Origin of the sequence: Candidatus Methylospira mobilis (assembly GCF_009498235.1) — a bacterium.
Lineage (GTDB): Bacteria > Pseudomonadota > Gammaproteobacteria > Methylococcales > Methylococcaceae > Methylospira > Methylospira mobilis.
In genome coordinates, this window is record NZ_CP044205.1 from 447894 (window position 1) to 461015 (window position 13122).

The following is a 13122-nucleotide window of genomic DNA, read 5'->3' on the forward strand; positions in this document are numbered from 1 at the left end:
TCGGGAGGGTGAAGCGCTTCGGGCATGCGTCCGCTGCGTTTAATACGGCTGCCGGCGCGCGGCAAGCTTATGGTTAAAGCCAATCATGGCAATGGAAGCGTCACATGGAGTTCAGTCATGAAATCTGGCTACTGCCAGAAAACGATCTCTCTTAATCGTTCTAAAAAGTACGTTTGCCCATGTAAACGTTCCGCCGCGTGCTGCATGAGCCGACTATATGGATTTATCGCGTCAGATGCTGCGCGTATTGGTTTTGCGGTATTGATCGCGAGTTTCTCCCGCTCGGAGCGAGAACTCATTGCCGCCCTCAGAATGGCGGGTTGCGAATATATCTTTACCGACACAGCTATCGGCGCATTGAGCAAGCGGTCGGAACTGACCCGTAGCCTTGGATCATTGAGGACAGGGGATACGCTCGTCGCCTGGAAGCCCGGCCGCCTTGGCCCGGGGTTGCTGCCGCACCTGGTCACGGTGCTGGCCGATCTGCAAAAGCAGAGAGTGGCTTGACTGAAGCCATAGACACCGAAAGCGCATCCGGTTGGCTCATGGGGCATATACTGGCGCCGCCGGCCGAGTTAGTTCAATAAAGCAACGGCCTTGATTTGCGCCCAGACAGTCATGCCTTCGGCAATACCCAGAGACTTAAGCGACCGGCGGGTAATGCGGGCCAGCAGCGCTGATCCGCATGTATTAAGGTGAATCAGGACATGAGCGGGGTTGTCGGTTTCTCCTACACCGACTACGGTGGCGGAAACCAGATTCAGGATGCTTGTCGCAACCGGTTTTTCCAAGGTCAGACTGACATCCCGTGCATGCACGCGGCAACGAACAGAACGTCCCAACGGCTCGGGACGCTCGGCCACGTAGATTGAGCCTCCGGTAAAATCGAGTCGAGTCAAAGCGTCGGCGTCTTCATGGGCCGCGACAACGGTTTTCAGGACGACGCCCGCATCGTCAGCGAAGCTGCCATGCAGGTCGAGTCTTGCAAGCGTTTCCTGCAGCGGGCCGCTGGCTATAACGCTACCATGATCCAACAATACGAGAAAGTCGGCCAATTGGGCGATTTCGTTCATGGAGTGACTGACATAAATGAGCGGGATGGATAACTCATTTTGCAAACGTTCGAGATAAGGAATAATTTCGTCCTTCCGCTTTTTGTCCAGCGCCGCCAACGGTTCGTCAAGCAGCAGCAGCCTGGGACTGGTTAACAGCGCGCGGGCAATTCCGACCCGTTGCCGCTCGCCGCCGGACAGGCTTGCCGGTTTCCGCTCCAGCAGGGATTCAATGCCCAATAGCTCCAAAGCCTGATCGAACGCAACTTTTTGAGATGTTTGCGGTACCCGTTTTAACCCGAATTCAAGATTCTTACGGACCGATAAGTGTGCAAACAAGCTGGCCTCTTGAAAAACGTAACCCAAAGGCCGGCGGTGGGTGGGTAGGAAAATGCTTTTGCAATCGTCTTGCCAGATCTCGCCGTTAACGGAAAGAAAACCGTCCGGCACCCGCTCCAAACCGGCAATACAACGCAGCACTGTCGTCTTTCCCGAACCTGAATGGCCGAAGAGGGCTGTCACCCCTTGTCCCGGCACTTGCAAATCGACTCCCAGACGGAAACCCTCGCGGAGTACGGAGAAGGAAGCTTGAATGTTACCCGTGCTCATCAGCTTATCTTCCTCGCCCTTTAGCGGAATTGTTGAAGGTATAGAGCGCAAACAAAACCAGGAAAGCAAAAAAAACCATACCGCCGGAGAGCCAATGCGCCTGGGTATACTCCATTGCCTCCACATGGTCGTAAATCTGAACGGACACGACCCGGGTTTTATCCGGAATATTGCCGCCGATCATCAAAACAATGCCAAATTCACCGACTGTATGGGCGAAACCGAGAACGGCTGCAGTAAGGAAACCGGGCTTTGCCAACGGCAAAATCACGGAAAAGAACGTATCCCACGGCCCGGCGCGCAATGTGGCTGCCGCTTCCACGGGACGTTCGCCCATGGCTTCGAAAGCGTTTTGAACAGGTTGCACTACAAACGGCATCGTATAGATGACCGAGGCCACCAAAAGGCCGGGAAAGGTGAAAGGTAAAATCCCGATGCCCAGCATTTGAGTCAGGTAGCCAATCGGGCCTTGCGGCCCCATTACAACCAGCATATAGAAACCGAGCACAGTCGGCGGCAGTACCAGAGGCAGCGCCACGACCGCGCCAATCAGTCCCTTGAACGGTGAACGCGTACGGGCCAGCCACCAGGCGATGGGGGTTCCGATCAGGAGCAGCAAAATCGTGGTAAGGGAGGCCAGCTCCAACGTCAGCTTGATGGCCGACAAGTCGGCAATGTTCAGCGCTGCCAAGTTTCTTATCCTTGCAAGTCGTAGCCAAAACCCTTAATAACGGCCTTGGCTTTGTCGCTCTTCAAATAATCCATCAAGGCAGATACGGCGGCTTTCCCTTTGCCCTTGGCCAGAACCGCCGCTTCCTGTCGTATCGGGGAGTAGAGGCCGGCGGGAACAATCCAAACCGAGCCGTTCGCGAGCTTGCCGTTATCCTGAATTTGGGACAAGGCGACGAAACCGAGTTCGGCATTGCCCGTAGAGATGAATTGCTGGGTTTGAGCGATGTTTTCGCCCTGCACCAACCTGGGCGAAAGTTTCTCAAGAACACCGAGGTTCTTCATGGTTTCGATTGCGGCAGCCCCATAGGGCGCGGTTTTAGGGTTGGCTACTGCTAAATGGGAAAAACGGCCGGTACTCAGAATCCGTCCATCATCATCGACAACACCGGGCTTGGCGCTCCATAATGCGAGTTTGCCGATGGCATAAACAAAACGGCTGCCGGCTACTGTCATGCTTTCGCCCTCTAATTTGGCCGTTGTCGTATCGTCCGCCGACAGCAAAACATCGAAAGGGGCGCCACTTTTAATCTGCGCATAAAATTTACCCGTCGCCCCGGATGAAATAATCGCTTTGTGGCCTGTGTCCTTCTCGAAATCGGCTGCAATCTTCTGCAGGGGAACAGCGAAATTGGCGGCCACGGCCACTTGCACCTCCTCGGAAATAGCCATGGAGGATGTTGAAAGGAGAACGAGTAAGAGCAACAGGGAGCGGATCATAAGTACCTTAATATTGAAGTAAATCGGCGGAACTGGGTCCAGTTCCAGACCAAAGGGGAGCCGGGTTTGTCGTCCTGGCGACCGCCCGCGATATGTATAACTTACTATATCAGTTTCCACGGCACTCACAAACTACTTGCGATTGAATCCATATAAACTATGAGCTATATTGGACCTACGAGGTGTTTGACAGGTACGCCAGGCAATCACCGCACAGCCTCTCGAAAGCCACCCTGTTTCATCAAGGCGTTGTCTGAAGCGCTTGCGGCACCGCCGAGTAGCGCCTACAGTGAATCGCAACAACAAAAGGGATCCCACATGACCGACACAACAACCGAGCTCGAAGAGCTCCTTATGCAGCGATCGCTGACCGACGCACAGCTTCAGGCAGCGGCAACGGCGGCGCCGGATTTCCGAATTCTGCCCGACGCAACGGTGATCAAGATCGGCGGACAGAGCGTCATCGACCGCGGCCGCGCGGCAGTGTACCCGCTGGTGGACGAGATCGTCGCCGCCCGCAAGGCGCACAAGCTGCTCATCGGCACCGGCGCAGGCACCCGGGCCCGCCACCTCTACTCGATCGCAGCAGGACTCAATCTGCCGGCAGGCGTGCTTTCGCAGCTCGGTGCCTCGGTTGCCGACCAGAACGCCGCCATGCTGGGGCAACTCCTTGCCAAGCACGGTATTTCTGCGGTCGACGGCGCCGGGCTTTCGGCGGTTCCGCTCTACCTTGCCGAAGTGAACGCCGTCATCTTCAGCGGCATGCCGCCCTACAATCTTTGGATGCGCCCTCCTGCCGAGGGCGTCATCCCACCCTACCGAACCGACGCGGGCTGCTTCCTCCTCGCCGAGCAGTTCGGCTGCAAGGCGATGATCTTCGTAAAGGACGAGGACGGACTCTACACCGAAAATCCGAAAACCTCGAAAAACGCCACATTTATTCCGAAAATTTCGGTCGATGAGATGATCGCGAAGAAACTGCACGACTCCATCCTCGAGTTCCCGATGCTCGATCTGCTCAAATCAGCGCTCCATATCCGCCAGGTTCAGGTTGTAAACGGCCTCGTTCCGGGCAACCTGACCCGCGCGCTCGCCGGCGAGCATGTCGGCACCATCATCACTGCAAGCTGAGAACCACTGCCATGGCTGACACTACCAACACGATCAAACACGTCGCCTCGCCGCTCGCGCGCCAGACGCTTCTGGACGGTGACCTCACCCGTCCAGTCGCGGGCGTGCGACCGATACGGCTCCTTCCCTGGCTGCAGGTCGTCAAGATCGGCGGACGCTCCATCATGGACCGCGGCGCCGACGCAATTCTCCCGATCGTAGACGAACTCCGCAAACTGCTGCCAGAGCACCGTCTGCTGATTCTGACCGGCGCAGGCATTCGCGCCCGCCATCTCTATAGCGTCGGCCTTGATCTCGGTCTGCCGGTCGGCTCGCTTGCCCCGCTTGCCGCAAGCGAAGCCGGCCAGAACGGCCATATTCTGGCTTCGTTGCTGGCGCCGGAAGGGGTCTCCTACATAGAGCACCCTACTATCGCGACCCAGCTCGCGATCCACCTTTCCGCAGCCCGCGCGGTCGTGGGGAGCGCCTTCCCCCCTTACCATCACCACGAGTTTCCTGGTTCGCGCATCCCGATTCACCGTGCCGACACGGGCGCTTTCCTGCTCGCCGACGCACTTGGCGCGGCAGGCCTCACGATCATTGAGGACGTGGACGGGGTTTACACCGCAGACCCCAGGGCTCCCGGCGGAGAGCGGGCGCAGTTGCTTCGAGAAACGAGCGCCGCCGACCTCGCCGCCAATCATAGAGGCACGCTGCCGCTCGACCCGGCACTCCTTGAAGTCATGGCGACCGCGCGTCACATCGAGCGTGTTCAGGTTGTGAATGGGCTCGTGCCTGGCCGGCTCACTGCTGCGTTGCGCGGTGAGCATGTCGGGACGATCGTACATACAGGCGTTCGTCCCGCTTGAATAAACTCAACCGGCGACGCCGTTCATGCACCGGCGAAAGCTTGGCGGCAGTTTTGCGATGCTGGTGCATCCTTCATATGGTTTGAACACGAGTCCTACCGAACCGGCAAACTCGAAGATGCGGGACATCCCCGCCTCCTTGACGGGTGATATTCAGGTTCGGTGGCGCCGCCCGGCCTGCATCTTTCTTTCAACCTTTCCAGCGAACTGATAATAAACAGACTCGTTCGCTGCAGCTTGTTCTTGCCTATTTGCCTCAATAAAGCAGTATTCGCCGTCACAGCCAACAGGAACATTGGACAAAACGGCAGGATCCGTCCAATCGCTGCTTGGATAAAAACTTATCCATTCCGCGCGCAGTACATTGGGCGGAACGTGTTGAAATGTCGAGGGTCTGTTGACATGCCGCGGACACTTGATCGCGAGCTAGTGTCATGCCGTCATGGAATGACGGCACCCGGTCCGGTCGACAGGGACGTTGCTCTGATCCATCCGTGGCGTCCGGATTCGGGTAAACCCAGCAGGAATGTCGATGTATTGTTTTAGGTGATTAGCACTGAAATGCACGAAAGTATGGATTCGACCAATGGAAGTCCTGGAATTATAAGGACAAGCTGATTTCCGCCCTGCACGAGTAATCAATGGCTTGTGAGCATTAGTGCTAATCACCTTGTTTTATAACCTATCACAACTCATTGATATAGGCATTCCTCTTTTCCGTTTAACGTCAGCAGAACCTAAGTAAGCCGTTCGTACCTTTATTATTGTTTGCTTCACATCCTCCAGTATCGCTTGCCTGTGCCTGTACAGGCCGCTGTCGTTGTAGCCGTAGGCTTTTTCGCAACTGACGGCTTGTTCCTCCTTGAACACTTTGAGGGCGTGATCCGCTGCCCTTTCCTGGCGCTGCTGCGCCTGTTCCTGCGTGGTTTTTTGCTGCCGGAGACGTTTCTCGTTTCTTCCAAGTGCTGGCGGAGCGACACTTGCGCGCTGCAGACAGCTCGCTCGGCGCCAGCCGCGTTACGGCGCGCTCCCTGTCGGCTTTAATTTGTTCTAGAACGGATAAGTATTTAGCCTGTTTGATTCCGGCGTCGCGGGTTTTGGCCTGTAGTGGATACGCTTCACGTTACTTGACCATGGGGATAGTAAGTCATTGGCTTGTATGTGATATCCCTGGGTACGACGGGACAGGGAGTCAGGTTTGCAGAATATGCTTGTATTTCTATGTGAGAATCATTATCATTTGATCGTATATTGAATCTCATTATGGACGGTCTTATGTATCATCCTGTAAAACTGCTCAAGATCGTTTTGTTTGGCTTATGCTCGGTTCTGCTATCGAGCGGGCAAGTACATGCAATTCCACCACCAAGCCATATTTCCGACATGGCCGATGAAGAATTCGCAAAATCCGAGGGGGTTTTCGGGTTTCTGAGCGGCATAAACAGAAGTAGTGTTCTATTGGGTGACATGTGGGGATTGAGAACAAAGTTAAGCTCTTATGGCATCTCTTTGGCCATTATTGAAACGGTTGAAAATTTCGGCAACGTGACCGGCGGTACGCAGACAGGATACAGGTTCGACGGTTTAACCCAGGTTATCGGCCAATTGGACACGCAGCGCGCGTTTAACTTTTACGGCGGCCTGGCCAATGTCAGTTTTCTCAATCTTTGGGGGGGCAATCTCAGCGTCGCCAACCTCGAAACCCTGCAAACGGCCAGCGGCATAGTCGGAAACCCGTCGGTCAGGCTCTGGGAGCTTTGGTACGATCAGAAATTACTCGATCAGAATCGTCTCAGCATCAGGATTGGACAACAAAGTCTCGATCAGGAATGGATCGTCAGCAGCAATGCCCTCTATTTCGTAAATACCATGTTCGGCTGGCCGATGCTGCCTTCGGCCGACATGCCTTCGGGCGGGCCGGCTTATCCGTTGTCGTCCCTGGGTATCCGCTTCAAAGCGCGCCCGATCAACGAACTGACCATCCTGGCCGGCGTTTTCAACGGCAACCCGGTTAAAAACGACAATGGGACCGACCCTCAAAGTCAAAATCGGCACGGAACGAGCTTCCCGCTTGACGGTGGCGGACTTTTTATTGCCGAATTGCAATATTCTTATCCCGCTGTGGGAAGCATGGTGAAACCTGACGAAGCCAATGCGCTGGGCTGGACTTACAAGATTGGCGGCTGGTACAACACCAACGACTTTGCGGACATGCGGGTTGATCAGGACGGACTGTCTCTGGCTAACCCCTATAGCAGCGGAGCCCCTTTGCAACATCAGGGAAATTATGCCTTGTACGCCGTTGCGGATAAATTGATTTGGCGGCACGATCAATATCCGGATCGTAACTTATCTGTTTTTGCACGAGTAATGGGTACGCCGCTTGGTGATAGAAACCTGATCAGTGTCAGTGTTAATGCCGGGTTGCTGATGCATAGCCCTTTTCGCAACCGGCCATTCGATACCGTTGGGTTAGGGTATGGACTTGCCGTGGTAAGCAGCAGCGTCGCTCAATCGGAACGGGACGCCATTCAATATAGCGGCAACGCAACGCCGGTTCAGAGCAGCGAGTCATTTATCGAGTTGACTTACCAATATCAGTTGAAACAATGGATACAGATTCAACCCGATCTGCAGTATGTTTTTAACCCCGGAGCCGGAGTGCCTTTGCCCAGCAGCCCAACTTCCCGTGTCCAGAATGAATTGGTGCTGGGTATAAGAACCAATATATTTTTCTAAACTTGTTACGGAGCAGCCATCAATGACAAATGATTTTCCGCACGCGCTTCTTTCTCGGCCCATTTTCATGGTTACGCTGGGAGTTGCATTAATTTCGGCATTATCGACACCGGCATTTGCCGAGTCCGAAGGCTTCCTTGAAACAATCAACCGAAACCAGTTTTTGACTCCGACCAGCGTTGAAACCGGCGACGGCAACCCCTATGCTGTGGTTGTCGCTCCGGTATCCATCGGGGCGATTGAAAAGGATGATGTATTGGTCGACAACTTTAATGATGTCGCCAACCTTCAGGGAAAAGGCACGAGTATTATTCGCTATCGTCCCGGCACAAAAGAAAGCAAACTTTTTGCCAAAGTGTCCCAAAAATTGAAGGAATGTCCGGGCGGCGTTGGGCTGACGACGGCGATGACCATGCTGAAGGCTGGCTGGATAATTGTCGGCAGCCTGCCCAGCACCGATGGAAGCACCCGTACCAAAGGCGATGGCTGTCTTCTGGTTTTTGACGCTCATGGAAAGCATGTTGCAACATGGGCCGGTCCCAACATTAACGGACCATGGGGAAATATGGCCACAATCGATAAAGGCGACAAGGCAACGCTTTTTATCAGTATGGCCGGTTTTGGCGTTCCTTCCTTCGAAGTTATCGACCCGCAAACCCAATATCCGGTTATCGTCAACCAATCAACAGTATTGCGTCTGGAATTAACCATTCCGAAAGGACAGCCGCCCGTCATAGAGCGGGAGACCGTCATCGGCAACGGTTTTTCACAACGCGCGGACATATCCAATTTCCTCTTTGGTCCGACCGGACTTGCTCTGGGGCCTGACGATACGCTTTACGTCACCGATGGGCTGGATAACGAGATCACTGCTATTTCCAACGCAAGCACAAGAACCGATAGCGCCGGCAAGGGCCGTCCGGTTACTAAAGACGGCCTGCTCGCCTGGCCGCTGGCGATGATCATGACTGATCAAGGTCATCTTATTGTTAATAATGGTAAAAATGGCCAGGTGGTCGAGGTGGACCCTGTCGCAGGTAAGCAATTGTACGCTTATTGGGCGAATGCCAATCAGGCGCAATCACCGCCCGGAAACGGCAATTTATTCGGGCTTGCCTGGGCTCCCGATAAAAAAGGATTTTATTTCGTAGCGGATGACATTAATGCACTTTGGATCGCCACGCCATGAACCGTAAGCAAACCGGAAAACATCCTTTTCTTGTTCTGAAATGCGCCATCGTTGCGATGCTCGTTGTATTTCTGTCGCAACATGCGCTTTCGGCTGAACTGAAACCCGGCCGTGCTGTTGAACCTTACTGGGGCGATCATCAAGGCGGCATTTCAACGCCGCCTCAAAAACACACCTACTTTATCGCTTTTGATGTGGTGAGTTCGAAGCGGGAAGAGTTGATCGAACTGCTGAATGCCTGGACGCTCGCCTCAGCGGAAATGACGGCCGGCCCGGAGCGGTTTGATCCTAAAGCCGATCCGAATCAGCCCGGTAAATCTTCAGGGGCCGCAGTTGGACTTTCTACATCCGGATTGACGCTGACATTTGGTTTTGGAGCCACGCTTTTCGAAAAGGAGGGCGTTGATCGTTTTGGTATTGCAAAAAAACGCCCTGAAGCGCTCGTTGATTTACCAGGTTTTACCGGCGACCAGTTGATACCTGAACGCACCGGAGGAGATTTGTCCGTTCAGGCTTGCGCCAATGATCCTCAGGTTGTCGAATATGCGGTCAGACGTCTGGCCAGGCTGGCCAACGGCGTTGCCGTGATGCGCTGGGCGCAGACGGGCTTCAACGGTGATTTCAAGGCAAATGAAACTCCAAGGAATCAAATGGGCTTCAAGGATGGAACGCTCAATGTATCCACCAAAGACGCCAAAGCAATGGATAAGCATATTTGGGTAGGCGAAGAAGGCCCGCAATGGATGCGCGGCGGAAGCTACATGGTGATTCGGCCCATTCGGATTTCTCTGGAGCACTGGGATGAAATGAAGCTGTCTTTCCAGGAAGAGACCGTTGGGCGGCATAAAGTCTCTGGCGCGCCGATAGGCAAGAACAAGGAATTCGACGATCTTGAATTAAAGCGGACCGGGAAAAACGGCAAACCGGTAATCAACGAATATTCTCATGCCGCTCTTTCCGCTCCGGAAAACAATGGCGGCACGGAGATTTTAAGACGAGCTTTCTCATACGATAACGGGATTATGCATATCAATGAACGCTGGCCGCCCTGGCGTCAACTTGTCACCTTTGATGCCGGATTACTGTTTCAGTGCTACCAGCGCGATCCAAGAACGGGTTTTATCAAGTTATTTACCAAAATGGCGCAGATCGACATGCTCAACCAATTCACCACCCATACCGGAAGCGGGCTGTTTGCCTGTCCTCATGGCGTAAAACCCGGCGAGTTCATAGGGCAGGATTTGTTCTCATGATGAATAAGTACTCGTTTCGATTCAATCCGGGTAGCAATTACGATCCAAGCTGTACGCAATTCGGATATTTCAGATGCGACCGGCAGCATGGTCATGCAAATCGCCAGTGCCGGAATCCGGTCTGGCGCATTCGTTATCTGACTGGATAGTGAATGCATGGTTAGCAGAAGAAACATACTTAAAATGGGTTTGGCGGGCGTGGGCCAATCTCTATTTGCGCCTGTAAGTGGCGCGGCTGCAACACCGGGCGCGATACATAACGATCATGGTCAGGACATCGCATGGTTAAGGAATGCGCTACAAACCGCCATTCAACTGGAATTTGCCACGATCCCGCTATACCTGTGCGCGGCATGGTCGATTACGGATGCCGCAGACCCGGCCAGAAATACCCTGCTCGACATCGTTCAAGAGGAAATGCTGCACATGGGTCTTGCCTGCAACATGCTCAGCGCCATCGGCGGCAGACCGGATATCTGTTCGCCAGGCTCGGTGCCGGTGTATCCGGGTGCGTTGCCTGGCGGGATTCATCCCGGCATGACGGCTGCGTTGAGAAGGCTCACCCCATCCACCCTGGATGTTTTCATGGCGATCGAGAATCCGGAAGCGCCTGTTGTTTCCGACACGGCTTACAGCGAGCAATCATCCACTATTGGGGCGTTCTACTCGCAAATCTGGCAAGTATTCAAGCGTTTGAGGCCCAGGTTTGCAAGCACCGGCCAGATTGAGGGTTCGCTGGGGTTATTTACGATGCATTCCCTTGACGATGTCGATTCAGCCATCAACGAAATCATACATCAGGGATCTGGAACCCCATCGTCGCCAATGAATGCCAAGGGCAATGGACTTGCTCACTATTACCGCTTTGCGGAACTGCACCACGGGAGACGGCTTGTTCAGAAGCCCGGCGAAGCATGGGGTTTCCATGGCGATGTCGTGGCCTTTCCGTCTGTCTATCCAATGGCGGATATACCGTCAGGCGGCTATCTTCGGCAAGACCTACCCGCCCCGGTCTGGGAGTCGATCCATGCCTTCGATCGATGTTATAGCGCCATGTTGAAAAGTCTGGATGCGGCATTAACCCGCGGGAGTCAGCGCAATCTTGCGGATTCGGTCATGCAAATGCGCGAAATGAAGGACATCGGTGTAGCTTTGATGAAACAACCGATCAGCGCGAATAATCCGGGCTGCGGGAATTACGGTCCGTGTTTTCGTTTCATCGGTTGAAAGGCGATTTATTTCAGGAGCGCTTGGATGCCATTGCATACAGGTCCAAGCGCAGGTTTGGAAAGAATTTATGCCATGGAAGGCTCTTTGATATTCATGCTGAATTGCCAGGCAACCGCCAAGGCGACGCAGCGCTTCTCTCTTCAATTGTCGTCGCGTTCGGAGCTTGATATCCTCTTATGATGAAAATATTAATTCTGTTAAATCTGGTTGTTGCGGGATGCTCTTACACTGCTAAGTCCACCGATAATGGCAGCGAGAGCTTAAAGTCCCTGGCGTTACAGGGAAATGTCAATGCGCAAAAGACGATGGGAGACAACGCTCTTAACAATCATGACGATATGGGCTATCTTTATTGGTACAGAAAGGCCGCTGAGCAAGGTGATATTGGAGCGCTGATTGCCGTTGGCGATATGTATTATTCGGATAGATACAACATAAACGGATACGGCGTCAGAACGGACTACTTCGAAGCGGAAAAATGGTACGAAAAAGCCGCTGAAAAGGGCAGTACCGTCGCAATGATTAAGTTGGCCGATATGTATTCTTCCGGCGAGGTTATTGGCGAGAATAAGAATGACGCCGTTCTTTTGTATAAAAAAGCGATTGAACACGGTGACAATAACGGAAAGATTGGCTTGGCAAAAATTCAACCGGTGACTGTTAGAGCAAAAGCCAGCGTCAAATCAATACCCGGCGCTGTGATATGCAAAAATCAGGTTCTGGTCGCGCAGATCATCGAGCTCTTTCAAAAATCAGGGGAAAACATGCCGCAGGATAAAACTGCTGATCAGGAAAATAAAAAACCTGTCAATACGTTTCCCGCGCCGGTTCAAATAGAGGAGTATTACGGATGCTATTTGGCGCCCCGAGGCGCCGAAATGCAGTTGGAAGGCGATATGAATCCGGCAGTTGTAACCGTTACATTGCGCGATGGCAGCAAATATAAAGGCGTGACCTCTGCAACAATGATCGAACTTGGAAATTAATAAACTGATATCGGTCAGTTTGCCGCTTAACAACCATAAGGCCGGTATGTATAAAACCTATGTTTTGGTTGCTCAGGTTCGGTTTTCTGTTCGGAAACCTGCTCAGTCTCTATTCATCAGCTCGCGGTGTATGCCGGTTTTCGCTGAGCGGCCCATTATTTGCATTTATAGGCGCTGACCGTTATTGTCGCATTTACAGTGCCGCCGGCTCTGTTTATATCCCGCCGCTGTTGTATATAAATCGCATTGGCTCCAAGCTTATAAGCGGCATTCTTCAGCTCATTCAGGTTCTCAATACTTGTATAGTCGCCGCCAAAAACATTGCCTTGAGTGCCAACCACCTCCTTGCCCAACAAGGTACAAGGAGCTTTGCTCGTATCCGGCGAAACATCCAAAGCATGAACGGACTCGGCGCCTGGGATTAATGGGGTGGGAGCGCAGGCAAGCAGTGCGGCACTCAGTAGAAACAGGTTGGCGTATCGTGCCGCTTTCATGGTAGGACCGGTTTTCCATAAGGGGAATACGGATTAAATCGTTTGTTTCGCAAGAATCACTCGGCAACTCATTGCCTTTACGCCGTCGGTGAGTTTCGATTATATCAGCGCATCCACCGGCTTCTATGTGCGCATGTTAATA

At 53.3% G+C, this 13122-nt stretch carries 14 protein-coding genes; 9 read left to right on the forward strand and 5 right to left on the reverse strand.

The features are described 5' to 3' along the window. Positions 1–117 precede the first annotated feature (117 nt). Entirely contained in the window at positions 118–507 is a 390-nt protein-coding gene (locus F6R98_RS01770) for a recombinase family protein (RefSeq protein ID WP_194270089.1), read from the forward strand. Between the two features lie 68 nt (positions 508–575). Here the strand turns inward: F6R98_RS01770 and modC are convergent, their stop codons facing one another. From modC to modA, 3 genes are read right to left on the reverse strand one after another with little or no spacing between them, the layout of a single operon-like run. Then, positions 576–1661 (reverse strand): molybdenum ABC transporter ATP-binding protein, encoded by a 1086-nt coding sequence (gene modC, locus F6R98_RS01775; protein ID WP_153247489.1) that lies wholly within the window; start codon positions 1659–1661, stop codon positions 576–578. Between the two features lie 4 nt (positions 1662–1665). Further along, positions 1666–2328, reverse strand: a complete 663-nt coding sequence (modB, locus tag F6R98_RS01780) for a molybdate ABC transporter permease subunit (RefSeq protein WP_228125034.1) — start codon at positions 2326–2328, stop codon at positions 1666–1668. Between the two features lie 29 nt (positions 2329–2357). Then, complete coding sequence (gene modA, locus F6R98_RS01785) at positions 2358–3110, reverse strand: molybdate ABC transporter substrate-binding protein (RefSeq protein WP_194270090.1); 753 nt, start codon at positions 3108–3110, stop codon at positions 2358–2360. Between the two features lie 318 nt (positions 3111–3428). Here modA and F6R98_RS01790 point away from each other — a divergent pair, with 318 nt between their 5' ends. Continuing rightward, positions 3429–4241 carry an amino acid kinase family protein gene (locus F6R98_RS01790; RefSeq protein WP_153247491.1) on the forward strand — a complete coding sequence of 271 codons (813 nt, stop codon included), beginning with the start codon at positions 3429–3431 and terminating at the stop codon, positions 4239–4241. Between the two features lie 11 nt (positions 4242–4252). Further along, the gene (locus F6R98_RS01795) at positions 4253–5089 is read left to right on the forward strand and encodes an amino acid kinase family protein (RefSeq protein ID WP_153247492.1); all 837 of its coding nucleotides are present in this window, start codon (positions 4253–4255) and stop codon (positions 5087–5089) included. A gap of 6 nt (positions 5090–5095) precedes the next feature. On the opposite strand, the gene F6R98_RS22370 is transcribed toward F6R98_RS01795, so the two are convergent. After that, on the reverse strand, positions 5096–5218 hold the full coding sequence (locus F6R98_RS22370; protein WP_265588122.1) for a hypothetical protein: 123 nt from the start codon (positions 5216–5218) through the stop codon (positions 5096–5098). Positions 5219–6352: 1134 nt separating this feature from the next. On the opposite strand from F6R98_RS22370, the gene F6R98_RS01800 reads away from it, so the two are divergent. The 6 genes from F6R98_RS01800 (at position 6353) to F6R98_RS21460 (ending at position 12486) form a co-directional block, all read left to right on the forward strand. Next, complete coding sequence (locus tag F6R98_RS01800) at positions 6353–7828, forward strand: carbohydrate porin (protein ID WP_153247493.1); 1476 nt, start codon at positions 6353–6355, stop codon at positions 7826–7828. Positions 7829–8036: 208 nt separating this feature from the next. After that, the gene (locus F6R98_RS01805) at positions 8037–9017 is read left to right on the forward strand and encodes an NHL repeat-containing protein (RefSeq protein WP_228125035.1); all 981 of its coding nucleotides are present in this window, start codon (positions 8037–8039) and stop codon (positions 9015–9017) included. Continuing rightward, positions 9014–10270 (forward strand): Dyp-type peroxidase, encoded by a 1257-nt coding sequence (locus tag F6R98_RS01810; protein WP_228125036.1) that lies wholly within the window; start codon positions 9014–9016, stop codon positions 10268–10270. Before F6R98_RS01805 ends, F6R98_RS01810 begins: the two co-directional genes overlap by 4 nt. 156 nt (positions 10271–10426) lie before the next feature. Beyond that, the gene (locus F6R98_RS01815) at positions 10427–11497 is read left to right on the forward strand and encodes a ferritin-like domain-containing protein (protein WP_153247494.1); all 1071 of its coding nucleotides are present in this window, start codon (positions 10427–10429) and stop codon (positions 11495–11497) included. 27 nt (positions 11498–11524) lie between these two features. Beyond that, positions 11525–11680 (forward strand): hypothetical protein, encoded by a 156-nt coding sequence (locus F6R98_RS01820; RefSeq protein WP_153247495.1) that lies wholly within the window; start codon positions 11525–11527, stop codon positions 11678–11680. Beyond that, entirely contained in the window at positions 11677–12486 is an 810-nt protein-coding gene (locus F6R98_RS21460) for a tetratricopeptide repeat protein (protein ID WP_194270091.1), read from the forward strand. The genes F6R98_RS01820 and F6R98_RS21460 overlap by 4 nt, the downstream gene beginning before the upstream one ends. Positions 12487–12641: 155 nt before the next feature. On the opposite strand, the gene F6R98_RS01830 is transcribed toward F6R98_RS21460, so the two are convergent. Continuing rightward, complete coding sequence (locus F6R98_RS01830; protein WP_153247496.1) at positions 12642–12980, reverse strand: DUF4156 domain-containing protein; 339 nt, start codon at positions 12978–12980, stop codon at positions 12642–12644. Positions 12981–13122: the final 142 nt, after the last annotated feature.